Genomic DNA, 24,860 nt, shown 5'->3' on the forward strand with positions numbered 1-24,860 from the left:
TTGCCTTCTTCGCTAGGATTTATAACCGACACCTATAGAAAATGATTGGATAAATTGATAAAAGAAAAAGACGATTTCGCGGGTATATACAGCGATTTTGACACAATATAAAAAAGGCAGCTGGTTTTTCAGCTACCCTGTTGTTTTGACATCATTTGCTTGATGCAGCAATTCTTTTGCGTGCTGTTTTGTCAGCTCAGTGACTTCCACCCCCGCAATCATCCTGCCAATTTCACTCACTTTTTCTTCATGACTTAATGGTTTGACGCTCGTCAGTGTTCTGCCGGCTTTAGAGCGTTTAGAAATGAAGAGATGCGTGTCAGCCATTGCTGCTACTTGCGGGAGGTGCGTAATGCAGAGCACTTGTGAGCCAGCTGCTACTTTGTAAATTTTTTCGGCAATCGCCTGTGCAACTCTGCCGCTTACGCCCGTATCCACCTCATCGAAAATAATGGACGTGACTTCTTGTTTGGCTGAGAAAATACTTTTCACGGCGAGCATGACACGTGAAATTTCTCCACCCGAGGCTACTTTTGATAAAGATTTCATCGGTTCGCCTGTATTTGTAGAAATAACAAATTGTGCTTGGTCGATTCCGTTTTTTCCGAGCTGGACGGGCTTTCCATCTAGCAGCGGATAGTCCGTACTGCCAAAAGGCGCATACCGAATGGAAAAAGCTGTGTCAAACGATGACTTCTCCATATACAAATCCTTTAGTTCCGTTTGAATTTGCTTCGCTAGCTTTGTGGCCCATTTTTTACGAAGCTCCGAAACGTTGAGAGCTTCCAGCAGGGCATCACGGCTCATTGCATCCAGTTTGTTTTTAAGCGTCTGCAGGTGGCTGTCTCGATTTTGAATTTGATCTATTTCTTCTTCTATCTTCGCCGCATACTCCAAAATTTCCTCAACCGTTGTCCCATATTTTCGTTTTAACTGCTTCATTTCATTCAGCCTAGATTCAATAAAATCAAGACGTGCTGGGTCGAACTCTAATTGATCCAACACGCTTCGCATTTGGAACGTCGAATCCTCTAATAAGTAATAGGAGTTCGACACTTGTTCGGATAGCTTTTTCAGATCGTCGTTGATCTCAGAAACCTGCTCGAGCTCGCTTGATGACATGCCAACCCAATCAAGTCCTCCCTGCTCATTGCGCAAGGCATTATATGCGTTTTGGAGTGAGGAAAAGATTTTTTCGTAGTTGCTGATCTGATGGCGCTCTTCTTGAAGCTTCTCATCTTCTCCCGGCTCTAATTGTGCCGCTTCAATCTCCTCTAGCTGAAATTGCAGTAAATCTAACCGGTGCACCATCTCTTGCTCATTCTCAGAGAGCTGTTTTAGCTTTTGGGCTGTCTTTGTATATTGCTCATATGCTTCTTGATATTGTGACAAAGCAGGTGCAATTTCTTCTGCTCCAAATTGATCGAGCAAATGCAGATGATTTTCATCCTCCATCAATAACTGGTTATCGTGCTGCCCATGTATATCGAGCAAAAGGCGTCCTACCTCGCGTAAAAGTGAGATCGTGACAAGTTTGCCATTGATGCGGCAGATGCTTTTTCCGTTATTGTTAATATCACGGCGAAGAATCATCATTTCATCCGATGCGTCAATTCCCTGCTCTTCGCATAAAGCAAATACAGGGTGATCGGCTGGCACAAGAAAAAGCCCCTCCAGCTCTGCCTTTTTTTCACCATAACGAACAAATTCAGACGACCCTCTCCCTCCTACAAGAAGTGAGACTGCGTCAATCATGATGGATTTTCCAGCACCTGTTTCCCCTGTTAGGACTGTGAGTCCTTTTTCAAACGAAACCGTTAACTCTTCAATGATTGCAAAGTTTTTAATGGTTAGTTCTGCTAACACTCATTTGACACCTCTTTTTGTAAACCTGATTCTTTATAGAAGCTCTAAAATTTTGCTCGAAACTGTCTCCGTATCATCTGGTGTGCGGCAAATGATCAAAATGGTATCATCTCCGCAAATGGTTCCCATGATTTCTTCCCAATCTAAATTATCCATTAAAGCCCCAATGGCCTGAGCATTACCGGGCATGGTTTTGAGGACGATTAAATGACTGGCAGCATCCATTTTGATAAATGCATCCATTAAGGATCGCTTCAGTTTAGACAGCGGGTTAAACCGCTGATCCGCAGGAAGACTGTATTTATATGTTCCATTGTTCGTCGGCACTTTCACTAAATGTAATTCTTTAATATCTCTTGAAACGGTCGCTTGTGTGATGTTATATCCATCAGCTTTTAAAATATCGACTAGTTCATCCTGTGTTTCAATCTCTTGGCCCGCAATGATTTCTCTAATCTTAATATGCCTTTGACCTTTATTCATGTTTGACCCCCCTAGGCGTTTGATCTCAGTTTGTCTTTACGTTCTATGTTATATGAACCACAGTTCAAAAAACAAGCATTACGTGAGAAACGGTCAATTCTCGTCTTTTGACCATGTAAAAAGGAATAATAGCGAGCTATTATTCCTTTTGTTTCGATGATCTCATGTGTCAGCCGGCTCAGGGCTGTTTTTCTTTTCTTTCAATACCGAATGGGCTTCCTTGACGACCTTTTCAAGCTCTGCAGCCGGAAGTGCCGCATTCTCTTCTTGATCGGGATGAAGCACTAAATGAAGAAGGAACTCAATATTCCCGTCTCCACCAGTAATAGGCGAAAATGATACATTCTTTACATCATAGCCTTCTTTTGCAGCAAACTGATTCATCTCTTCCAGTACACCGAGGTGGACGGACGGATCTCGCACAATGCCTTTTTTCCCAACAAGCTCTCTGCCTGCTTCAAATTGAGGCTTGACGAGTGCAATACAGTCTCCGCCCGGGACAAGAATGTGCTTTAAAGCCGGCAGGATGAGTTTAAGTGAAATAAAAGAGACATCAATTGATGCTACTTCTGGCAACCCTTCAGTAAAATCTGCTGGGACGGAGTGACGGAAATTGGTGCGCTCCATGACGATTACCCTGTCATCCTGCCTTAATTTCCACGCAAGCTGATTGTAGCCAACATCAACAGCATATGATTTGACCGCTCCATTTTGAAGAGCACAATCTGTAAATCCGCCTGTTGATGAACCAATATCGATTAGCAATTTTCCTTCAACTGTTAAGTCGAATTCTTTGAGCGCTTTTTCGAGCTTTAACCCGCCGCGGCTCACATATTTCAGAGGGTTCCCCTTCACAGTGAGCGGAGTATCACGAGCGATTTTCTCTCCTGGTTTATCCAAACGGTTTTCATTTGAGTAAACGATTCCTGCCATGATGGCACGCTTTGCTTTCTCTCTCGTTTCCATTAGTCCTTGTTCGACTAATAAAATGTCAAGTCGTTCTTTCTTTGATGTCATGATCCAATTCCTTTTCTTGGTGCTGCGGGAAGCAGGTCACGTAAAGTGTCAGCAACCTGTGCTTTCGTCAAACCAATTTCTTCAAGAAGGGCATCAACACTTCCATGCTCAATAAATTCATCTGGAATGCCCATACGTTCTACTTTGATATGTGAAGCTTTCTTATCGTGTATATATTCTAATACGCTGCTGCCAAATCCGCCTTGGAGCACTGCTTCTTCAATCGTTAAAATCGGAATGCCTTCAGAAAGAATGTCATTTAACATCGCTTCATCAAGAGGCTTAATAAAACGAGCATTGACCACACGAATCGATTTCCCTTCTTTTTGAAGTTCTTCTGCTGCTTGAAGCGCCATTTTAATCGTCGTACCAAATGTTAAAATCACAGCATCCTTCCCTGGACGAAGAACCTCCCAGGACCCAATCGGAATGGTTTTCAGCTGTTCATCCATTTTGACACCCAGCCCATTACCGCGCGGGAAGCGCATAGCAATAGGACCGTCATCGTACTGAATGGCTGTATTGACCATGTGCTGTCCTTCATTTTCATCTTTTGGCATCATAAGTACCATATTCGGCATATGACGCATAAAGGCAATATCAAACACACCTTGATGGGTTTCTCCATCTGCACCGACAAGTCCCGCACGATCAATGCCAATAAATACGTTGAGGTTCTGACGGCAAATATCGTGCAGCACTTGGTCATAGGCTCTTTGCAGGAACGTTGAATAAATCGCTAAAAATGGCTTCATGTCCTGCGTCGCAAGCCCAGCTGCCATTGTAGCTGCATGCTGCTCGGCAATTCCTACATCAAACATCCGCTCTGGAAATTCCTTCGCAAAGCCTTCAAGCTTTGAACCAACAGGCATCGCAGGCGTGATCGCAACAATCCGCTCATCTTCCCGTGCCAGCTTTCTGACCGTTTCACTGACGAGACCACTCCAAGACGGAGCTGCTGCTGCCGGTTTTACAAAATCACCGGTATCGATTTTGTATGGACCCGTACCGTGCCAAGTCCCGATTTTATCGGATTCTGCCGGCTGGTAGCCTTTTCCTTTTTTCGTGATGACATGCAGAAGAACTGGACCTTTTGTTTTCTTTGCATATTCAAGATTTTCAAAAAGATCTTCATACGAATGTCCATCGACAGGACCTAAGTAAGTAAATCCCATTTCCTCAAAAAACATGCCAGATACAAGTAAATATTTGAGGCTGTCTTTGATCCGCTCTGCTGTGGCAGCAAGCTTTCCGCCTACGGCTGGAATGCGCTTGAATAAATATTCGAGTTCGTCCTTTACCCATTGGTATTTGCCAGCTGTACGCAATCTGCCAAGCATTGTGTGAATTGCACCGACGTTTGGTGCAATACTCATTTCATTGTCGTTTAATATGACAATCATATCTTTCTTTTCATCACCGATATGATTCAAGGCTTCGAGCGCCATACCTCCGGTTAGTGCACCGTCTCCGATAATCGGCAGGATATATTCATCTGTCCCTTTGATATCCCGCGCTGCCGCCATACCCATCGCGCCAGATAACGAGGTTGAACTGTGACCTGTCTCCCAAACATCATGCTCGCTTTCATTTCGTTTAGGAAAACCGCAAAGCCCTTTATATTGACGAAGTGTATCAAACTCCGCCCCTCTTCCCGTTAACAGCTTATGAACGTAAGACTGATGTCCAACATCCCAGAGGAATTTGTCTTTTGGGCTGTCAAATACTTTATGAAGCGCAACAGTCAGTTCAACGACTCCCAGGTTCGGACCGATATGCCCGCCTGAGTTAGCTAAGGACTCAATTAAAAACATGCGAATGTCAGCACTAAGCTCCTCTAATTCTGCATTTGACATTTTTTTTAGAAACGTTGGATTTTTTATTGATAAAAGATCCAATCAGGATCAACTCGCTTTCAACAAAATTTCTATATACATATATAATGCCTTATTCCTTTGAAAACCAATGCGGAATAAGAGTTGTCTCATCATGATAAACTGTTTACAGTTTACCACAATTGCTCGAGGACCCTCAAATCTAGGCTGTTTTTAATGATCTCTTGAGGCAATCAGATCACATAAATCATGCAGCAATTGCTGCTCTAATTGAAGATTTGAGACAATTTCTTTTGCACGTGTGATGTGCTCATGCAGTTTTTCTTTTGCTCCTGAAAGCGTTAATAAAGAAGGATATGTCGACTTTTCATTTGCTGTATCAGAGCCGACCCGTTTTCCGATTTTCTCTTCGCTTCCTTCGAGATCTAAAATATCATCACGGATTTGAAACGCAATGCCAATATGATAGCTGAATTCCCTTAGCTTTTCGATATCGTCATCTGATGCTCCTGCCAGCATTGCACCTGCTGCGACGCTGAACGTAAGAAGCTTTCCTGTTTTACGGGCGTGAATGGATTCGAGTTCAGCAAGCGATACTTGTTTTTGCTCTGCTTCCATGTCGTCAAATTGACCGCCAACCATTCCTAGTGCACCTGCTGACTTTACAAGCTCATCCACAATTCTGAGCTTTTTGTCAGCTGAGACGCTGCTAGACAGCTGTGATGTAATCAGGCGGAAGCTTTCTGTTAAAAGGGCATCACCTGCGAGAACCGCTGTTGCTTCTCCGTACACTTTATGATTTGTCGGTATTCCTCTGCGAAGGTCATCGTCGTCCATGCAAGGAAGGTCGTCATGTATCAATGAATACGTATGAATCATCTCAACTGCACAGCCGACAGGTATACCGTCTTCTTCGTTTTTACCGTAGGCATGTAATAGAGCAAGAACGAGAACAGGTCGAAGCCTTTTCCCGCCCGCTTTAAGAGAATAGAGCATAGAAGATTTCAGGTCTTCTGGAATCGTCAATTCCTGAACATATGTAAATAAATAATCTTCAATGGCCTGTTTTCGTGTTGTTAAAAATTCATTTAAATTACTTGTCACCAGCATCTGCCTCCTTCACTGAGAAGGGAGCCAGCTCACCGTCCTCTTTTAAAATGAAATCCATTTGCTTTTCAACATGCTGTAATTTTTCATGACAAAGCTTCGAAAGGGTCATGCCTTCTTGGAAATAATGAATGGCCTGTTCAAGTGGTACATCTCCTTCTTCGAGCTTTCCCACAATCTCCTCAAGACCTTTCATCGCCTCTTCAAATGTCATTTGTTCTTCTTTTTGTTTATTGGATTCTGTCATGATGATTGCCCCTCCTTCTCAATAACCTCACAAATCAGACGTCCATCCTTCATCGTGATGGTCAGCTGATCCTTCGTCTCTACTTGGTTCACACTTTTTATCAGTTCATCTTCTTTATAGGCTAAACTGTAGCCTCTTTCCATCACTTGAAGTGGATTTAATGCATTTAGTTTACCAAGAACCGATTGGAACTGCGAATGAATTGTTTTCATTTGCACATTCATGCTGCGGATGAGCTGTTCTGTTTCATTGGCGTGGCGTTTTTTCGCCTGAAGCAGCTGCTCTTTAGGATGAAGCGGCTTCAGCCTGTAAGTCTGGCGGTCTAGTTGACTGCGCTTTTGCTCAATTTGTCTCGTCAGCTGTTTTTGAAAACGGTCAAATACCAAATCGAATTGCTGCTCTTTTTGCTCCTGTAATCGTTTTGGAAAACGGAAGGCATAAGAGGATTGCAGCGCCACAAGACGGTCCTTCGCTTGTGAGGTTCGATTCTTTACGGCTCTTGTTAGCCGTATATCGATTGATTTGATTCGTTCAATTAAATCGGTCGTGCTTGGAACAGCTAACTCGGCTGCTCCTGTTGGTGTGGGTGCTCTCATGTCTGCAGTGAAATCACTGATCGTAAAGTCTGTTTCGTGCCCAACTGCAGATATGATTGGAATGTTTGATGCGAAGATAGCCCTTGCGACAGCTTCTTCATTAAAGGCCCAAAGTTCTTCAATCGAACCGCCTCCTCTTCCGACAATCAAGACATCACAGAGCTGTTTTTCATTTGCTTCCTTGATCCGTTCTACGATTGAACGGGTCGCATGTTCACCTTGAACGAGCGCCGGAAGCACAATGATTTTCGCCTGTTGATAGCGCCGATTGATGGTCGTAATGACATCTCGAACAGCTGCTCCTGTTGGAGACGTAATCACACCAACAACCTCTGGATATTCAGGAATTGTTTTTTTATAGCGCGCATCAAATAAGCCTTCACTTGCTAGCTTTTTCTTCAGCTCTTCATAAGCAAGATGAAGAGCACCAACACCATCAGGCTGCATTTCTTTTGCATATAATTGATAATTTCCGCTTGGTTCATATACTTGAATCCCGCCGCGTACAAACACCTTCATTCCGCTCTTAGGTGAAAAAGGCAGCTTAGACGCAGAGCGCTGGAACATGACAGCTTGCATGCGTGCGTTTTCGTCTTTTAAGGTGAAGTAAACATGTCCTCTTGAATGAATCTTTACATTGGATAGCTCACCTTTGATCCAAATATCTTCTAAATGCGGATCAACATCAAATTTTCTTTTTATGTATTTTGTAAGGGCTGTGACCGTCACAAAGGCTTTTTCACTCATGACGTATTCCTCCTCTTCAAAAACGCACATTCATCCACCAGCAGCATGCAGGTGGATGAATGGATAAAGCTTATGCTAATGTACGTTTTGCTGATTTAACCGTATTGTGTGCAAGCATCGTAATCGTCATTGGACCGACTCCGCCAGGGACTGGTGTGATATAAGAAGCTTTTTCTTTTGCCTCTTCAAAATCAACATCTCCAACAAGCTTCCCAGTATCTAAACGATTGACTCCTACATCAATAACAATAGCGCCTTCTTTAATTTGGTCAGCTTTAATAAAGTTTGCTCGACCGACGGCAACAACTAAAATGTCCGCTTTCAACGTATGTTCTGAAATATTCACTGTTCTTGAATGGCAATAAGTAACCGTTGCGTTTTCGTTTAACAGCAATTGTCCTACTGGTTTGCCGACAATATTGCTGCGTCCGACAACAACGACTTCTTTTCCAGAAAGATTAACACCCGTTTTGTTTAGTAATTCAACAATGCCTGCTGGTGTACATGGAAGGAATGTGTCTTCCCCAAGGAGCATTTTCCCGATATTCAATGGATGGAAACCATCAACATCTTTTTCAGGTGAAATACGTTCAATAACGGCTTTTTCAGAAATATGTTTTGGCAGTGGAAGCTGAACAAGAATCCCGTGGAATTGGTCGTTCGCATTGTACTGATCAATCAGCTGAAGCAATTCTTCTTCTGTTAAAGAAGCATCTAAATGATCAAGCTGGAAATGCATCCCCATTGCTTCTGCTGCTTTCTTCTTCCCGCGTACGTAAGAAAGTGAAGCCGGATCATCACCGATTAGAATAACGGCAAGACCAGGTGTGACACCTTTTTGTTTTAGCTCTTCTACTTCTTTTGCTAATTGCTCACGCTTTTCTTTTGCTGTTTCTTTCCCATCGATGATTGTTGCTGTCATGTCGAATCCTCCTATTGCTGCTTTAGGTCGTTTTTAATGTTTGAAAGTACACCATTTACAAATTTCGGTGCTTTATCATCACCGAATAATTTGGCCAGTTCAATCGCTTCATTCATCGAAACACTAAGCGGGATATCTTCTTGATACACCATCTCGTACACAGACAGCCTTAAAATGGCTCTGTCTACGTTTGCAATACGATCGAGTTTCCAATTCACTAGATGCTGTGAAATCATGTCATCGAGCTTGTCCTTTTGTTCAAGCACACCGAAAACCAGTTCCTCGAAAAAAGGATCTGATTCTTGTTCATCCAGCGCATGTGTAATGGCCTCTTTCGGATCAATATTGCTCACATCAATTTGAAATAATGTTTGTAGCGCCTTTTCTCTTGCAGTTCTTCTTTTCATTATTTACTCCTTTAACCACTTTATCCGCTTGTCGTTAAGCCATACAGAGATCATAACATATTTTGCCCGTGGTCGCACCAAGATCCATGCGAGCTGTGACGAAAACGAATCAATCAACGCGTGAGATCATTATTATTCGGAAATGACCCAAAAATGGGCTTTAAAAAACCAAAGAGGCAATGCCTCCTTGGTTTCACTTAAACTCTTTTTTACATTTCTTGATCTACTTCAGCCTCAGATGCTTTAGTATCAAATTGAATACCAACGACATGAATATTGATTTCATTAATCGTCAAGGCAGTCATGTTCAAAAGAGTTTGACGGATATTTTCTTGGACAGCAGTGGATACCTTTGGAATGGATAGGCCAAATTGAACCACACAATATACATCGATTGTGATGCCTTCATCAGAGACATCTACTTTCACACCTTTACGGTGATTTTTCTTACCAAAGCGTTCTGCTACATCAGCAGCGAAATTGCCGCGCATTTCGGCAATGCCTTCGACTTCTGAAGCGGCGATCCCAGCAATGACCTCAATCACTTCTGGTGCAATTTGCACTTTTCCCAATTGATCTTCATCAAGGTTCATTTCAAGCAAATTGTTTTCTGACACGATCATTCACCTCCGAAAGCTATGATTATTTCATGATTTGGTATGTTTCTAAAAACTTCGTATTAAAATTACCGCTCACAAATGTTTCATGCTCAAGCAATCTTAGATGGAATGGGATCGTTGTGTAGACTCCTTCAATGACGAATTCTTGAAGCGCGCGTTTCATTCTCGCAATCGCTTCTTCTCTCGTCTTACCATATGTGATCACCTTTGCAATCATACTATCGTAATATGGCGGAATCACATAGCCCGGATAAGCGGCAGAATCAACACGTACTCCTAGACCGCCTGGCGGAAGATACATTTTAATTTCACCAGCTGATGGCATGAAGTTTTTCTCTGGGTTCTCTGCATTAATACGGCATTCGATCGCCCATCCTGCATATACGACATCCTCTTGTGTAAGAGAAAGTTTTTCACCTGATGCCACTTTGATCTGTTCTTTGATCAGGTCAACACCTGTGACCATTTCTGTTACAGGATGCTCTACTTGAATACGGGTATTCATTTCCATGAAGTAGAATTTCTCTTCATTATAATCATAAATGAATTCGACCGTTCCAGCACCAGTGTATTCAACAGCTTCTGCTGCTTTTACGGCTGCTTCACCCATTTGCTCACGGATGTCTGCATTCAGCGCTGGTGATGGCGTTTCTTCAAGAAGCTTTTGCATTCTTCTTTGGATCGAGCAATCACGCTCTCCTAAGTGAATGGTATGGCCATGCTGATCTGCAAGCACCTGGATTTCCACGTGTCTAAAGTCTTCAATGAACTTCTCTAAATAGACGCCAGGGTTACCAAAGTTTTGCGCTGCTTCCTGCTGCGTGATGGTGACACCATTAATGAGCTCTTCTTCGGTACGAGCCACACGGATTCCTTTACCGCCTCCGCCTGCGGTTGCTTTAATAATTACAGGATACCCAATACTTGCTGCTGTTGAAACAGCATCATCAAGATTTTTTACAATTCCTTGAGAACCAGGAACAATCGGAACCCCGGCATCTTTCATTGTTTCCCTTGCGACATCTTTCGTTCCCATTTTGGAAATCGCTGACGCAGTTGGACCAACAAAGATGACATTGCATTCCTCGCAAAGCTCTGCAAAGTCTGCATTTTCAGCAAGGAAGCCGTATCCTGGATGGATGGCATCTGTCCCTGTTAATTTTGCTACACTGACAATATTCGTGACATTTAAATAACTATCTTTTGAAGCAGTCGGTCCGATGCAATATGCTTCATCAGCCATTTGAACATGAAGCGCATCGCGATCCGCTTCAGAAAATACCGCAACTGTTTCAATTCCAAGCTCTTTACAAGCGCGGATAATTCTAACTGCGATTTCTCCTCTGTTTGCAATTAATAGCTTTTTAATCATGATCGTACTCCTTACTCTGCTTTCACTAGAAAGAGGGGTTGTCCGAATTCTACAAGCTGACCGTTCTCAGCTAATACTTCGACGATTTCACCTTTTACTTCTGCTTCGATTTCATTAAACAGTTTCATCGCTTCTACGATGCACACAACTGTGTTTTCCTTCACCTTAGAACCTGTTGTCACGTATGGACCTGCTTCTGGTGAAGATGAAGCATAAAATGTGCCAACCATTGGGGATGTGATTTTATGCAGATTTTCAGACGCAGTTGCCTCTTGTGCAGGGGCTTCGGTCTGAGCTGGAGCTTGTGCTTTAGGAGCTTGTTGAGCTGGAGCTGCTTGGACAGGAGCCACTGGTGCCGCAACTTGCTGAACGACTTCTTTATTTTTCTTCAGTTTGATTTTTGCACCTTCGTTTTCGTACGTAAATTCATCAATTGTAGATTCGTCAATTAATTTAATCAGTTCATGAATTTCTTCAATTTTTAACATGGATTTGCACCCCTATGTATGGATTTATCTTTTTCTTATAGGCTAGTACTAAAAGTACATACTATAACCATCTTACAGGAGGATTTCAATGAATTCAACTACTATTGTGGCGAAGCGCCTCGCGAAAGCACCTTGGAGGGGGCGCCAAACCGCATCAAAAAACGCCCTTTTCGGCAAAGGGCGCTTGTTCATTTTTTATTGATTGGAGGGCTCAAAAGTGACAGCTACGTTATCAAGACCTCTCATTTCTTTTGTGACCATATCAATAATATCGGCCGCTTGGGACTTTGATTTTTTGTCAGAACGAACCGTGATGCTCACTTTATCTCCCTCTGCACTCACTAGCGCATCTTTATATCCTTTTGTTTTAATTAAGGTTTCGAGCTGACGCTCCGTTCCTTCTGCCTCACTAAGTGCTGTCATTTGATCATACGCTTCACTTTTTTCTTGTGCTGTTGCATCATCACTGGATACGATTTCGTTGAACTCTTCGCGCTGTTTGCTTCGTTTATCTTCAAGCTCTAATCTGTATGTTGTAAAAAGCTCATCGTCTGTTTGCTCCGACACAGCCTTTCCTTCTTCACCGCTTGTTTCGATATCCTCTTGTTTGCCATTTGTTTCTTTGTCAGCGGACTTCTCATCAGTGCCTTTTTCCGTTCCTTTGTCCGTCCCTTTTTCTGTTTCAGTCTTTTTCTCTTCCGTTCCTTTTGATTTCATATCTTCTACTGTCACTGCATTTTCACCTTGTGGAGACATGATATAGTACACACTTAAGACGACAACTAAACTTAGCATCGTTAATAGCCAAACCGTTTGTTTTTTTAACATCATTCCGAATCCTCCTTAATTTTTTTAGGGGCAACAGCCACTCTATGGCTCGGTACATCAAGCACTCGTGTAACCGCTTCAATGATGGTTTTCTTTATTTGAACGTTGTCTACTCCTTGAGCAACAACGAGGACACCGCGAATATCTGGTTTTTTCGTTTGAACCACTACAGGTGTTTCTTTATTGCCATTTTTGATGATGACGATTTCTTCTTCTTTTGTTTGATCAGTGACACTTCGCACGCCGCCTTCTTTATCTGTTTCCTCGGTCGTTGTGCTTTTATTGGATTTGTTTTTTTCAAACACTTTTAAAGAAGTTGCGTCTACATTGACCACAATCGATACATCCTCAACGCCAATGATGGTCTCTAAAATTTCTTTCAGCTGATTTTCGTATTCTTGCTCCACATCCTCAATCGAATTCTTTGATTTACTTGACGATGCCGGCTTGAATACCTCCTGCTCTTGTGAGGATGTTTTATTAGAAGCAGGAACAGCAGCCTGTTCTTTGCTTGATGGCGGTGACAAGATCTGACTGACTAACATGAAAGATACGCCGATGATGAATACAAGCAGCAAGTAATGGTGCTTCGTTAATTTTGGTTTCCCTTCACCTTTTTCAGGCGGCTGCAAGAATGATTTCAGCTTTTGTTTCCAGTCCTTGTTATTCATGATCTGCTGCGTCACCTCCCTCAATGTTCAGCGCAATGTGCTCAGGACTCGTATTCCAAACATCAGCAAGTGTCTCTTTCACCCTCGTGATCTCTTTGCTAGAAGATTCAGCGCTTTCCTCCTTTTGCGTGGAGAGATCAATGTCCACCTTTGCCACCGTTTCTACAGCATCACCTGTGAGCGGGGAAAGAACTGCTTTGATGCGAAATTGATCCGCCTCCATATTCTGATCCAGGTGCTCCTCATCTGCCAGCACTTCTACGTGTTTCATTTCATAGCTCTCCTTCTCCAGTGGCTCCTTTGCGCTTTTTTCTAGTTGGACAGCCATTTGCTTTAAAATATATGCACGCTGAGAGGCTTGTATTTCTTTTTTTTCTAAATTCATCTGATTTTTTATTTCTTCTGACTGTGCTTCTTCCTTCCCCTTCATCAATTCCGAAAAAATTTGGTCAGGGTCTGCCCGAAATAAAGCAAAGATCGGATTGAGCATCACCACAATCAGCAGCAGGCTGACGACCATTTTGGCATACTTTTGCATGCTTGAATTGGGAAGCAGAAGATCAATGACAATCGCAAATAAGATAAAGAGAATAATACTTGTGATCCATTCCGTGAGAAAACTCAAAAGGTGTCCCTCCTTACTTCATCATCATGGTCAAGTTGCCAGCAGTGATAATGACGGTAATGCTTAAAAAAAACATGAGCGACACGACAGCAAGTGCGGCAAAGATATAAAGCACACTTTTTGAAATGACATCAAGACAGCTGATGATCGGTCCGCCTCCTAATGGCTGAAGAATGGCTGCGGCAAGCTTATATATAAGGGCTAGCGAGAGCACTTTAATCGCCGGGAAGGCGGCAATTGAAATGAGAATGGCGACGCCAACAAGTCCGACCGTATTTTTGAGTAACACAGAGGCACTGATCACGGTATCCGTCGCATCTGTAAACATTCTGCCAAGGACAGGGATGAAATTTCCGGTAATAAATTTGGCTGTACGAAGAGCGATTCCATCCGTAATTGCAGCAGATGCACCTTGCACAGAAATGACGCCAAGAAAGACAGTTAAAAAAACGGCTAACCCGCCTATCGCCACATTTCTTAACAACTGGGCAAGCTGGGTGACCTTGTATTGTTCGGTCAGCGTACTGACAATGCTCAATATCGCAGATAAAAAGATAAGGGGAAGAACGACATATTGAATAAAAACGCCGCTCGTATTCATCAAAAATAAAATAACGGGATGATAGAATCCGGCTGAGACAAGCCCGCCTGATGAAGCTATAAGTGCTAATAAAAGAGGAATAAGAGCAAGAATAAAACTGGTCATCGTTTGAATGGCTTCTGTTGCATAAGAAATCGCCACATGAAAGCTGTTGAGTGCAATAATGATCAGCACCATATAAACAAGAGCGTATGCGACTTTACTGACGGTGCTTTGCTCAAACGCATTCTGCAAAAGCTGCAAAAGCGAACAAAAGATGGTGAGTAAAATCAGTGTACCTAGAAGCTTTCCGTTTGCTATGACCTCGTGAAAAAGATAATGAACAAAGGCTTTCAGCCATGTTTGGGGAGACAGCTCTTTATCGCCATCAATCATTTCCTTCACTGTGCCTTTTTGGCTTTCTGGCAGAAAGCCGCCATACTCGTCCAATATGGTTTCCCAAAAGTCATTGATGGATTGAAGCTCTAGTGCATCAGCCTGTCCATTCGCCACTTCCTCTACTGCTGGTTCTTCATTTGATAAAGGTACTTTCTCTTCTGCACCTGCATGCGGAGCGATCAGCCAGAAGAAAAGCATCAGTCCCATAACAGCTGTCACCCGTTTCATTGTCATCACCTCTTTTCAATTACGTCATGGACGGGATCATACCTAAGATGGTCTCAATGATGACTGTTAAAATAGGGACTGCCATGACCAAGATGAGAATTTTGCCGCCAAGCTCTATTTTTGATGCAATGGCGCCTTGTCCAGCATCTTTTGTCAGCTGGGCGCCGAATTCTGCAATATAGGCAATGCCAATAATTTTTAAAATGGTTTCAACATACTTCATATTGACGCCGGCGCTTGCCGCAATTTTTTCAATCATCGAGATAATGGCATAGATTTGATCAATTAAATAAAGAAAAATCACACATCCTGTAAAAACAACAAGCATAAAGGCGAAGGTCGGCTTTTGTTCTTTGACGATTAATGCTAAAAAAGTAGCGATTAAACCAAGTCCAACAATTTGTATGATTTCGATTTGTAAGCCCTCCCCTATCCTTGAAATAGAAATACGGCTTTAATCTTTTTAAACAAATCATCTACAATGGTTGCCACCATAAACAAAATGTAGATAAACCCAAGCAGCGTGACCCACTGAGCGTACTCCTTTTTCCCCATTTGATCTAAAATCGTATGGAGGAATGCCACAACGATGCCTACTCCCGCAATTTGAAAAATGACGTTTACATCAACGCCCATGCTCTCGACTCCCTTCCTCTCACATCAATAAAAGAATCAGTAGTAATCCGCTTAAAAATCCGAGGCTTCTGACCATTTTTTCATTTTTCGCTTGGGCGATTTCAGCTTCCTTCTCCTCCGATTCCAAATGACCTAAAGCAAGCTTGATATACTTTTGCTGAGACGCGACATCATGCTGGCCAAGTGTTTCTCCAAAGTGCTTCAGTGCCTCATATTCGCCTTTTTTCAAAACGGTTTTTTTCCAAACATCCTCAAGACTCTCATTCCATGCATGCCGTGCAGAAAAAGTTCCGACTTTCAGTTTTTCTGCAAATTGCTCAAATAACCGATTCACAGGAGGACCTACTTGCGACGCAATTTGCTCTGCAGCCCGCGCTAGAGGTGTTTGGCCATACATAATTTCAGCTTCAAGAGACTGGAGCGCAAACCGAAGCTGCCGAATTTGTTTCGGCCGGTCGCTATATCGTTTGGCAAACTCGAACCCTCCCCAAGTCGTAGCCGCGACAATCAAGATAGCGCCAATGAGCTTTAACATACGTCCACTCCCCGCCTCCATTTCATCTCTTGTCCGTCTTGGTCATATATCCGCCCGATCGTGCCGGGACCATTCTTGCGATTTAATTCAACATATCGTTCAAATACTCGAAGCTCCCATAACGGCTTCAATGATGGACGTTTATACACATCTTCAAGTGAATAGCCATGAACTGAGACGATAATGGTGACCCCAGCATGAATTGCTTCTAAAAGTGCCTGCACATCCTCGCTTTTTCCGATTTCATCAACAATCATGACCTCTGGACTCATAGACCGAATCATCATCATCAAACCTTCAGCCTTTGGACATGCATCGAGCACATCAACCCGGTGTCCAAACTGGTGCTGCGGCACCCCTCTTATACTTCCGGCGATTTCAGAACGCTCATCTATAATGCCTGTTTTTTTAGGAGGAATTGCTTTTCTGCCAGTACTAACAAGTCTTGCTACATCCCGCAATAATGTCGTTTTCCCTGTTTGCGGTGGACCGATGATGAGTGTATTGCACCAGTGCTCGTCATATAAATAAGGAAGAAAGGGAAGCGCAATCCCGATTTTTTCTTTTGCGATGCGGATATTAAATGAAGAGATATCTCTTAATCCTTTGACAATGCCGTTTTCAACGATCACCTTTCCTGCAAGTCCCACCCGGTGTCCGCCAGATATGGTGATGTAGCCTTGCTTTAGCTCCTCTTCAAGTGTGTACATGCTGTAATTGCTCAGCCTGCCTAATAGCTGAGACGCATCTTCTCCTGTTGTGCGATAAGAAAGAAAGCGCGGTTTTCCTCTTTGCATCAATTCAATAGGACGATCCGTGCGAATGCGGATTTCTTCTATTTGATCCCATTCTGCTTCTTTTAGCAGTCTAAGTTCTTGTCCAATCGAGTGCGGGAGAATATCCAACAAACTCCGCAACGAATTCCCCTCCTTTTTTTCTTCTCTAAAATGTATGATGGGAGTCGTTAATTATGCCAAGCCGTTTCACTTATAGATCCCAACAAGAATAAACACGACACCAATGAAAATAAAGACGAGCTTGGCATAGGATAACTGCCCTGCAATTTGATAGATTCCAATCGTCATCGTGATAATAAAAATGAGCGGCCCAATGATCGCCAATATACTATTGATGACAACCGCTTTTCGAACGTCATTTGTGACTAAAATGAGGATGGCGGCCGTCAGTTCAATCGCGGCCGATAAGAACCTCACGCCTGCCATTGCAGCTACTGATGGGTGTATGCCTGGGAGAAATTGTTTCATATAGAACCTCCAGCTTTTTTTACACTATATGCTTGTCTAGCTGGAAGTAGTCTTGTTTTTCAGAAAGGAAGAGAGATGAATGAGAGAATTGAGAGAAGGTCTGCCTTTTGAGGAGTCTTACATGTTTTACAATAAAAAAAGACTGTAAACACGACGTTTACAGTCAAAGCGTGTAGACAAACCCCCGCATTCGGTGTCAGTCCTGCGCGCCGATGCTCACGAATGGCAAATTCGCTCCGCTTCGGTGCTCGTCCTTCCTAGACTTCAAAGGTTTTCTATCACGCTGAAAAGAAGACAAAGGGCTAAAATAAACGTCATTTTAGCCCTTTGTCAACAATCTAAAAAGACTGTAAACACGAGGTTTACAGTCTTTCTTCGTTCATTACGCTCTTGACACGTATGAACCGTCTGATGTATTAATGACTAGTTTATCTCCTTGGTTCACAAAGAAAGGAACGTTGACGATTAAACCAGTTTCAGTTTTTGCAGGTTTTGAGCCGCCTGATGTTGTGTCACCTTTAATACCAGGCTCTGTTTCTACTACTTCTAGTTCTACCGTGTTTGGAAGTTCTACTCCAAGTGTTTCAGCACCGTACATCACAATTTGAACTGACATATTTTCTAGCAAATATTTCAGCTCATCTTTAATTTGTGTTTCACTTAGTTCAAGCTGCTCATAAGAACTTGTATCCATGAAGACATGCTGGTCGCCATTTGCGTACAAGTACTGCATTGTTTTTGTTTCAATTTGAGCTTTCGCTACTTTTTCGCCTGCACGGAATGTTTTTTCTTGAATGGCACCAGTACGCAGGTTACGCAGTTTCGAACGAACAAACGCTGCGCCTTTCCCTGGCTTTACGTGTTGGAAATCCACTACACGCCAAATACCGCCGTCCACTTCAATTGTCAGGCCTGTACGAAAATCGTTTACTGAAATCATTTTGTCATCCTCCTACATTTCACCATCATAATATGATAAGTTCTTTCGGTGAGTGGGTCAATCGTTTATTGCCGTCAGCTGTCAGGACAATATCATCCTCAATTCTCACGCCGCCGACATCCGGCAAGTAAATTCCCGGCTCAACTGTCACGACCATTCCTTCTTCTAAGACGACCTCTGATCGTGAGGAAAGGCCTGGCGCTTCATGTACTTCCATCCCTAGCCCGTGGCCAGTTGAATGCCCGAAGTATTGACCATAGCCATACTTTTCAATGATGTCACGTGTGATGCGATCAGCTTCTTTTCCTGTTAAGCCTGGCTTGATTCTATCCACACCAGCGTTTTCTGCTTCTAATACGATATGATAAATTTCCTTTAGCTTATCGCTCGGTGTGCCGACAGCAATCGTTCTTGTCATATCAGAACAATAACCTTTATAGTAAGCACCAAAATCGAGTGTGACTAAATCACCAGATTCAATCACCTTTTCACTCGCTCTTCCGTGCGGCAGGCTTGAACGAACACCTGAGGCGACAATCATATCGAATGAAGATCCTTCAGCGCCTTCTTTTCTCATGAAAAATTCAAGCTCGTTCATGACAGCAATTTCCGTCAAGCCCGGCTTGATGTAAGTGAGAATATGATCAAAGGCGTGATCTGCAATCTTCGCAGCTTCCTCTAATATCTTAATCTCTTCACTAGACTTAATCAAGCGCAACTTTTCAACTGATTCTGAGACCGGAACAAGCTCTATATCGCCTGCTTTATCTGCATACTGCTGGTACGTGGCAAATGTCATATGATGTTGTTCAAACCCAAGGCGTTTTATCCCAAATTCCTTTGCCGTTTGGGCTGCGGTTTCCACGATGTTTCCTTTATGTTCAATAATGTCGTAGCCTTTTACTTGGTCCTTCGCTTGCTCTGTATAACGGAAATCTGTGATAAAAGCTGCCTGGTCCTTTGAAACAACTGCATGACCGGCTGAGCCAGTAAAGCTGGTCATGTACTGTAAATTAAAGCTGCTCGTAATGACAAGACCATCGATCTCTAATTCAGATAAAAGTGTTCTTAACTTTTCAAGTTTCATGATACTGCTCCCCCTTCACTCACTAAATAACGAATCGCCAATTTATACCCTTCTAAACCAAGACCAACGATTTGCCCTTGGCATACTGGAGCAAGTACAGAATGATGGCGGAATTCCTCTCTCTTATGAACGTTTGAGATATGTACTTCGACGACGGATAAAGAAATACTTGCAATGGCATCTCTCAGCGCATAGCTGTAGTGTGTAAAAGCACCCGGGTTAAACACGACTCCATCGTACTGATCTTCTGCTTCGTGGAGCGCATCAATCAAATCCCCTTCGTGATTCGATTGAAAGAACGTTAACTGGATATTGGCTCTTTCTGCAAACTGGAACAAATCCGTTTCTAAATCTGTCAGCGTCTTACTTCCGTAAACAGCCGGCTCTCTTTTGCCAAGCCTATTTAAATTGGGCCCATTCAGCACAAGAAAATGAGGCATACAACCACTCCTTCACCCTGATTCAATCTATATCGAGATCTGTTTCTTTTTCCTTAGAAACCTTTCGTTTCCAAAAATATTTTATCATATGAATAGGTGATTTACACTTTATTCTGTCTTTTTCCCGAGAGCCCTTGCAAGCTTCTGACTCGTTAATTCATTATATTCAAACGAAATACTGTACCCGACAAACATGCCATATAAAATATATAGGCAAAATGTCGTGACGATGGTGCTTTGCTGCAAATCTTGGACTTGCTTTACATCTGGGAAAATCGGATTAAATACGTAAAAAACGAGCAGCCATAAAAGCGCGCCATATATCAGCCCCATCCAATAGCCTTTGATCCGTTTCAAAATCCCATAATAAATAAAGGCTGCTCCAATCGATAAAACCCCTAAAAGCACAATACTAATAAAAGTGCCAAGTCCTCCCTTTTTCCACTCTCCAAGCACAAATGGCTGAAGGAGCATATTGGGACTCACCTCTGAGAAATGAAACATATGGGTCAGAAACCCGATAAAGCCCCAAAAAACACCGCCAACAAAGCCTGTCGCAGCTGCTCTTGCCAACAGCGATGACGTTTGTACAGACTGATTTTTTTCTTCTTGGTTTTTCTTTTCATCACGTTTCATTTGTGAACACCTCCAGCAAGTAGTATGTCCAAAATGTCATAAAAAAAAGGATTTCCATCCGTGAGTGTAAAATTTTTATAACAGGGTATACTGGCTAAAAAGAGGTAGATAGAATTCTAGTAGATAATCGACCTGTGCGCTAGTGATTTCCCCTCATTTCCTGTACAATAAAGGTATAAGGAAATGCATGTAAATTACAGGAAACAGGCAGGTTGATGAAATATGTCCAATCAAACAAAACGTCCAGCATATGGAGGGCAGGCAGTTGTCGAAGGTGTCATGTTTGGAGGTAAAAAGAACTATGTGACAGCGATTCGGCGAAAGGATCAGTCCATTGAGTTTTTGAAGCTTCCCCGGACCTCCAATAAACGAACCGCCTTTCTCAAGAAAATCCCCTTTGTCAGGGGTGTTGCTGCACTTGTTGAAGCAAGCGCAAATGGCAGTAAGCACTTGAACTTCTCCAGCGAGCGCTATGACTTAGATCCTTCAGAAGATCATACTCTTGAAAAAGAACAAAAAAGCTCGAAATTATCCATGATTTTCGGCATTGCTGTAATCGGAGTTCTCTCTCTTCTCTTTAGTAAATTTGTCTTTACCCTAGTACCTGTCTTTTTAGCTGAACTGGTGCGGCCCGTCTTTTCAGGGAATTTCGCACAAATCGCAGTGGAAACATTCTTTAAACTGGTCCTGTTATTAGGCTACATTTACTTTATTTCCATGACCCCTTTAATTAAAAGGGTATTTCAATATCATGGCGCAGAACATAAAGTCATAAACTGCTATGAACAGAATCTTGACATCACAGTGGAAAATGTACAAAAACAATCACGGCTGCATTATCGATGCGGCAGCAGCTTTATTTTATTCACTGTCATTGTCGGAATGTTCGTCTATTTACTCGTACCGACAGATCCTTTATGGGTGAGAGTTCTGAATCGCTTGGCGCTCATTCCGGTTGTTCTGGGCATTTCATTTGAAGTGCTTCAGCTCACGAACAAACTCCGAGAAGTGCCTGTGCTTAAAGTGCTTGGCTATCCTGGCCTTTGGCTGCAATTGCTCACAACAAAAGAACCCTCTGACGATCAAGTCGAGGTAGCCATTGCAAGTTTTAATGAACTTCTTCGTTTAGAGGAAGCGTCTGAGAAACAAGCATCAGATTCTGCTCATCAAGTGATCTAACTTATAAATCCGGTAAATTCCTTCGGAGGTGGACAGTTATGAATCGCCGAGTACATCCTGCTTTTACCATTATTTTCGCTTTAGGTGTTTTGGGATTTGTGTATTTACTCACAACGAATCCAGGCAGACTTTTTACAATGCTGCTATCAGTTGTGATCATTGGAGCGGCTCTATTTTTCCTATTTAGATGGCTGATGAATCGAAGAACTGGAACAGAGGGCAATCTTTATCGTAAAGCAGTCAAACAATCAAAACGTCGCTACCAGCAGCCTAAACCAAAAACGAAAAGCCAGATGAAAAATCGGGTCACTCATTTGCGAAGCGTGCCGACTGACCACAAGTCTAAGCCCGTCCTTCTCAAAAAGAAAAGCCAAACACAGTTAACTGTGATTGAAGGCAAGAAAAACAAAAAGAAGAATCGCGCCTTGTTTTAAAATGTCCAGCTTTTTAAAAATTGCTCGGCTTTCTGTCTGCCTAGATCGACAAGCGCCTTTTTCTTTTCTGTCATCAGATGAAAATCAGTGGCAATGACGTGTTCTACAGGAATAAAAATAACATGACGTTCGTGTTTTGTGGCAATGTGTCTTTCGTCATGAGCACCACGCATCGTTTCAAAAAGAGCGCCAAACAGTTCAAACGCATTGCGGATGGAGTGTTGAGGGCGTTCTTTTTCGTTTGGGGTTAATGTGACACCGACGAACGGTCTTTTTTTCTCTTCCGCAAACAACCAAATTGGAAAATTGCTAAGCACTCCTCCATCCACAATGGTACAAATGCCTTTTGATGACCTTAGTTTGACAGGCTCGAAAAAATACGGCAGGCTGCAACTCATCCGAATCGCCCTTGCAACGGAAAAGCGCTCTGGATTTAAGCCGTATGAAGGAAGGTCGTCTGGCAGCACGAGGATTTTCCCATTTGTTAAATCAGAGGCAACAATTTTCAGAGAATCTTTTTTGAGATCCCCAAATACGGTAACCCCTTTTCGTTTCAACACATCTGTCAGCCATTTTTCCAGCCGATCGCCTTTGTACAGACCGAGGCGCCAGTAAATGGATACCCACCTGAGCATTTTAAACGGAATGAATTGGCATCTCCTGTCAAGCAAGTGATGTTCATCCATTTCATCTAAAAGCTCCCGAATCTCCTGACTTGTAAAACCTGCTGCGATGAGTGAAGCAATGATCGCTCCAGCACTTGTACCAGCAAGACGGACAAATTGATATCCTCTCGCTTCAAGCGCTTCATAGGCACCCGCAAGTGCTGCCCCTTTAATGCCTCCACCTGAGAACACACCATCTATCTTCATCAAGGAGCCCCCTTTGATATCACGCTATTAATAGTGTAAGAGCATATGCTTTCAATTAGAACTTTAATCAAAAAGGACACCCATGCTGAGGGTGTCCTTTCAGCGCGCGGACAAACCCTCGCATTCGGTGTCAGGTCTGCGCTCCGGTGCTCACGAATGTCAAATTCGCTCCGCTCCGGTACTCGTCCTTCCTAGACTGCAAAGGTTTTCAAGTCACGCTGAAAAAAAAGAAGACAAAGGGCTAAAATAAAGTTCATTTTAGCCCTTTGTCAACAATATGAAAGAACACCCTTGCTGAGGGTGTCCTTTTTCTTAAGATTCTTGATTTGTTTGTTCGTTTTTCTTTTGAATCGCTTTCAGCTGAACAGATCGCTCGTCGTTTTCTTCAAAGAATTGAACGAGATCGCCGATGCGGTCAATGCTGTTCCAGCTGAGATGATGTTCAATGCCTTCTACATCATCATAAATTTTCTCTTCATCTACACCAATGATTCTTAAAAATTGCTCTAGCAGTTCATGTCTGTATACGAGACGTTTTCCAATTTTTTTGCCTTTCGGGGTTAAAATTAGACCACGATACTTCTCATAAATGAGGTATTCATCTTTATCTAGCTTCTGAACCATTTTTGTTACAGAGGAGGGATGGACAGCGAGTGCTTCTGCAATATCAGAGACTCTGGCATATCCTTTTTCTTCTATCAGCATATATATTTGTTCAATGTAATCTTCCATACTAGGTGTAGTCATAAAACCCCTCCATAATGCACCTTTACTTAATAATCATAACAATTCTACACCATCGCCCATTAAAAAACAAGGAGTGTCCACTGTCCTAACGCTTGTAATTCCACTCGTCTGAGGCATATTTCGTTTTGGCGAGATGATGAACAAACGCTAATTCTTCATCTGTCAGCTCATAAGGCACAAGCTCAATATTTAACCCTTTTTCAAATCCTCGTTTAAACGCAACACGCGCATCGTCTATTGTACAGGTTCGGTCTGAGATTTCATTGATGGCGACCGCTTTGTTTTTAAAGCTCCGCTGCATCCGCTCTCTCACACGGTCGTTTGGATAAAGAAATAAATCGAACAATTTGTCCTCATCAAGGTCAATTAAGATGGAGCCGTGCTGGAGGATCACTCCTTTTTGTCTCGTTTGAGCACTGCCTGCTACCTTTCTGCCTTCTACGACAAGCTCATACCAGGAAGGAGCATCGAAGCATACAGACGATCTTGGATTTTTTAAGCTTTCTTTTTCTTTATCTGTACGAGGAATGGCAAAATATGCATCGAGTCCCAGTTTTTTAAAGCCCTCTAAAATGCCTTCTGAAATGACGCGGTATGCCTCTGTCACCGTCGCTGGCATTTCTGGATGTTCCTCTGACACAATCACGCTGTAGGTCAGCTCCTGATCATGAAGAACCCCCCGCCCTCCAGTTGGTCTGCGGACAAACCCAAGACCATAGCGCTCGACTGCTTCCATGTTGATTTCCTTTTCAACATGCTGAAAATACCCAACAGACAATGTCGCCGGATTCCATCCATAAAAACGGATGACAGGCGGGATGAGCTTCTCACTATGCCAATAAAGCAAGGCTTCATCCATTGCCATGTTAAAGGCTGGGTCTTGATTTCCTGTATCAATGAAACACCATTTCTCTTTTTGCATATAAAAATCCCTTCTCTTTTACGTAGTCAATGTTAGATGATGGTGATGGCCACCGGTTTTCTCTCTTCATCAGTCTATCAAATAGGGAACGAATTGAAAATAATTCTTACCATTTATGATGACAAGTTT

At 42.7% G+C, this 24,860-nt stretch carries 30 protein-coding genes; 2 read left to right on the top strand and 28 right to left on the bottom strand.

Going from position 1 to position 24,860, the window contains the following annotated elements; all coding sequences use genetic code 11:
• Window positions 1–132 precede the first annotated feature (132 nt).
• The 25 genes from recN to MHH26_RS09765 form a co-directional block, all read right to left on the bottom strand.
• Window positions 133–1,866 carry a DNA repair protein RecN gene (recN, locus tag MHH26_RS09645; RefSeq protein ID WP_340973280.1) on the bottom strand — a complete coding sequence of 578 codons (1,734 nt, stop codon included), beginning with the start codon at window positions 1,864–1,866 and terminating at the stop codon, window positions 133–135.
• A gap of 33 nt (window positions 1,867–1,899) precedes the next feature.
• Window positions 1,900–2,349 (bottom strand): transcriptional regulator AhrC/ArgR, encoded by a 450-nt coding sequence (ahrC, locus tag MHH26_RS09650; RefSeq protein WP_034661246.1) that lies wholly within the window; start codon window positions 2,347–2,349, stop codon window positions 1,900–1,902.
• Window positions 2,350–2,511: 162 nt separating this feature from the next.
• On the bottom strand, window positions 2,512–3,366 hold the full coding sequence (locus MHH26_RS09655) for a TlyA family RNA methyltransferase (protein WP_340973282.1): 855 nt from the start codon (window positions 3,364–3,366) through the stop codon (window positions 2,512–2,514).
• Window positions 3,363–5,264, bottom strand: coding sequence for a 1-deoxy-D-xylulose-5-phosphate synthase (gene dxs / locus MHH26_RS09660; RefSeq protein ID WP_334749698.1), 1,902 nt, complete (start codon window positions 5,262–5,264; stop codon window positions 3,363–3,365). Before dxs ends, MHH26_RS09655 begins: the two co-directional genes overlap by 4 nt.
• 150 nt (window positions 5,265–5,414) lie before the next feature.
• Complete coding sequence (locus MHH26_RS09665; protein WP_370876251.1) at window positions 5,415–6,311, bottom strand: polyprenyl synthetase family protein; 897 nt, start codon at window positions 6,309–6,311, stop codon at window positions 5,415–5,417.
• Entirely contained in the window at window positions 6,295–6,555 is a 261-nt protein-coding gene (locus tag MHH26_RS09670; protein WP_003215880.1) for an exodeoxyribonuclease VII small subunit, read from the bottom strand. Before MHH26_RS09670 ends, MHH26_RS09665 begins: the two co-directional genes overlap by 17 nt.
• Window positions 6,552–7,898: an exodeoxyribonuclease VII large subunit gene (xseA, locus tag MHH26_RS09675; protein ID WP_307499901.1), complete on the bottom strand. Its 1,347-nt coding sequence runs from the start codon at window positions 7,896–7,898 to the stop codon at window positions 6,552–6,554. The genes MHH26_RS09670 and xseA overlap by 4 nt, the downstream gene beginning before the upstream one ends.
• Window positions 7,899–7,968: 70 nt before the next feature.
• A complete protein-coding gene (gene folD / locus MHH26_RS09680) occupies window positions 7,969–8,820 on the bottom strand; it encodes a bifunctional methylenetetrahydrofolate dehydrogenase/methenyltetrahydrofolate cyclohydrolase FolD (protein WP_060596823.1) in 852 nt (283 codons plus the stop codon).
• A gap of 11 nt (window positions 8,821–8,831) precedes the next feature.
• Window positions 8,832–9,227 carry a transcription antitermination factor NusB gene (gene nusB, locus MHH26_RS09685; protein ID WP_034661255.1) on the bottom strand — a complete coding sequence of 132 codons (396 nt, stop codon included), beginning with the start codon at window positions 9,225–9,227 and terminating at the stop codon, window positions 8,832–8,834.
• Between the two features lie 209 nt (window positions 9,228–9,436).
• On the bottom strand, window positions 9,437–9,844 hold the full coding sequence (locus MHH26_RS09690) for an Asp23/Gls24 family envelope stress response protein (RefSeq protein WP_034661256.1): 408 nt from the start codon (window positions 9,842–9,844) through the stop codon (window positions 9,437–9,439).
• Window positions 9,845–9,869: 25 nt separating this feature from the next.
• The gene (gene accC, locus MHH26_RS09695; protein WP_307499903.1) at window positions 9,870–11,219 is read right to left on the bottom strand and encodes an acetyl-CoA carboxylase biotin carboxylase subunit; all 1,350 of its coding nucleotides are present in this window, start codon (window positions 11,217–11,219) and stop codon (window positions 9,870–9,872) included.
• Between the two features lie 11 nt (window positions 11,220–11,230).
• The gene (accB, locus tag MHH26_RS09700) at window positions 11,231–11,707 is read right to left on the bottom strand and encodes an acetyl-CoA carboxylase biotin carboxyl carrier protein (protein ID WP_340973285.1); all 477 of its coding nucleotides are present in this window, start codon (window positions 11,705–11,707) and stop codon (window positions 11,231–11,233) included.
• Window positions 11,708–11,902: 195 nt separating this feature from the next.
• Window positions 11,903–12,535, bottom strand: coding sequence for a SpoIIIAH-like family protein (locus MHH26_RS09705; RefSeq protein WP_334750284.1), 633 nt, complete (start codon window positions 12,533–12,535; stop codon window positions 11,903–11,905).
• Window positions 12,535–13,206: a stage III sporulation protein AG gene (gene spoIIIAG, locus MHH26_RS09710; protein WP_307499905.1), complete on the bottom strand. Its 672-nt coding sequence runs from the start codon at window positions 13,204–13,206 to the stop codon at window positions 12,535–12,537. Before spoIIIAG ends, MHH26_RS09705 begins: the two co-directional genes overlap by 1 nt.
• Entirely contained in the window at window positions 13,199–13,831 is a 633-nt protein-coding gene (spoIIIAF, locus tag MHH26_RS09715) for a stage III sporulation protein AF (protein WP_034661262.1), read from the bottom strand. Before spoIIIAF ends, spoIIIAG begins: the two co-directional genes overlap by 8 nt.
• Window positions 13,832–13,844: 13 nt before the next feature.
• On the bottom strand, window positions 13,845–15,038 hold the full coding sequence (gene spoIIIAE / locus MHH26_RS09720; protein WP_340973288.1) for a stage III sporulation protein AE: 1,194 nt from the start codon (window positions 15,036–15,038) through the stop codon (window positions 13,845–13,847).
• Between the two features lie 19 nt (window positions 15,039–15,057).
• Window positions 15,058–15,471: a stage III sporulation protein AD gene (spoIIIAD, locus tag MHH26_RS09725; protein ID WP_087978339.1), complete on the bottom strand. Its 414-nt coding sequence runs from the start codon at window positions 15,469–15,471 to the stop codon at window positions 15,058–15,060.
• Window positions 15,468–15,674, bottom strand: coding sequence for a stage III sporulation protein AC (gene spoIIIAC, locus MHH26_RS09730; RefSeq protein ID WP_003153142.1), 207 nt, complete (start codon window positions 15,672–15,674; stop codon window positions 15,468–15,470). Before spoIIIAC ends, spoIIIAD begins: the two co-directional genes overlap by 4 nt.
• Before the next feature lie 19 nt (window positions 15,675–15,693).
• Window positions 15,694–16,209: a stage III sporulation protein SpoIIIAB gene (gene spoIIIAB, locus MHH26_RS09735; RefSeq protein ID WP_106037976.1), complete on the bottom strand. Its 516-nt coding sequence runs from the start codon at window positions 16,207–16,209 to the stop codon at window positions 15,694–15,696.
• A complete protein-coding gene (gene spoIIIAA / locus MHH26_RS09740; RefSeq protein ID WP_340973290.1) occupies window positions 16,203–17,126 on the bottom strand; it encodes a stage III sporulation protein AA in 924 nt (307 codons plus the stop codon). The genes spoIIIAB and spoIIIAA overlap by 7 nt, the downstream gene beginning before the upstream one ends.
• A 66-nt stretch (window positions 17,127–17,192) precedes the next feature.
• On the bottom strand, window positions 17,193–17,474 hold the full coding sequence (locus MHH26_RS09745; protein ID WP_340973291.1) for a YqhV family protein: 282 nt from the start codon (window positions 17,472–17,474) through the stop codon (window positions 17,193–17,195).
• A gap of 382 nt (window positions 17,475–17,856) precedes the next feature.
• On the bottom strand, window positions 17,857–18,414 hold the full coding sequence (gene efp, locus MHH26_RS09750) for an elongation factor P (RefSeq protein ID WP_012010541.1): 558 nt from the start codon (window positions 18,412–18,414) through the stop codon (window positions 17,857–17,859).
• A 25-nt stretch (window positions 18,415–18,439) separates the two neighbouring features.
• Complete coding sequence (locus MHH26_RS09755; RefSeq protein ID WP_340973293.1) at window positions 18,440–19,501, bottom strand: M24 family metallopeptidase; 1,062 nt, start codon at window positions 19,499–19,501, stop codon at window positions 18,440–18,442.
• Window positions 19,498–19,941: a type II 3-dehydroquinate dehydratase gene (aroQ, locus tag MHH26_RS09760; protein WP_003215787.1), complete on the bottom strand. Its 444-nt coding sequence runs from the start codon at window positions 19,939–19,941 to the stop codon at window positions 19,498–19,500. Before aroQ ends, MHH26_RS09755 begins: the two co-directional genes overlap by 4 nt.
• Before the next feature lie 108 nt (window positions 19,942–20,049).
• Window positions 20,050–20,577 carry a YqhR family membrane protein gene (locus MHH26_RS09765; RefSeq protein ID WP_307499911.1) on the bottom strand — a complete coding sequence of 176 codons (528 nt, stop codon included), beginning with the start codon at window positions 20,575–20,577 and terminating at the stop codon, window positions 20,050–20,052.
• A 222-nt stretch (window positions 20,578–20,799) separates the two neighbouring features.
• Between MHH26_RS09765 and MHH26_RS09770 the strand changes: the two genes are divergently transcribed.
• Entirely contained in the window at window positions 20,800–21,756 is a 957-nt protein-coding gene (locus MHH26_RS09770) for a DUF1385 domain-containing protein (protein WP_060596827.1), read from the top strand.
• 38 nt (window positions 21,757–21,794) lie between these two features.
• A complete protein-coding gene (locus MHH26_RS09775) occupies window positions 21,795–22,190 on the top strand; it encodes an SA1362 family protein (RefSeq protein WP_060596828.1) in 396 nt (131 codons plus the stop codon).
• On the opposite strand, the gene MHH26_RS09780 is transcribed toward MHH26_RS09775, so the two are convergent.
• From MHH26_RS09780 to MHH26_RS09790, 3 genes are all read right to left on the bottom strand, one after another.
• Complete coding sequence (locus tag MHH26_RS09780; protein ID WP_034661272.1) at window positions 22,187–23,062, bottom strand: patatin-like phospholipase family protein; 876 nt, start codon at window positions 23,060–23,062, stop codon at window positions 22,187–22,189. The genes MHH26_RS09775 and MHH26_RS09780 overlap by 4 nt on opposite strands.
• Window positions 23,063–23,374: 312 nt before the next feature.
• Window positions 23,375–23,809, bottom strand: coding sequence for a transcriptional regulator MntR (gene mntR / locus MHH26_RS09785; protein ID WP_003215946.1), 435 nt, complete (start codon window positions 23,807–23,809; stop codon window positions 23,375–23,377).
• Between the two features lie 85 nt (window positions 23,810–23,894).
• Entirely contained in the window at window positions 23,895–24,731 is an 837-nt protein-coding gene (locus tag MHH26_RS09790; RefSeq protein WP_340973299.1) for a lipoate--protein ligase family protein, read from the bottom strand.
• Window positions 24,732–24,860: the final 129 nt, after the last annotated feature.

The organism is Bacillus sp. FSL K6-2839, assembly GCF_038003365.1.
In the GTDB taxonomy this organism is placed as follows: Bacteria; Bacillota; Bacilli; order Bacillales; family Bacillaceae; genus Bacillus.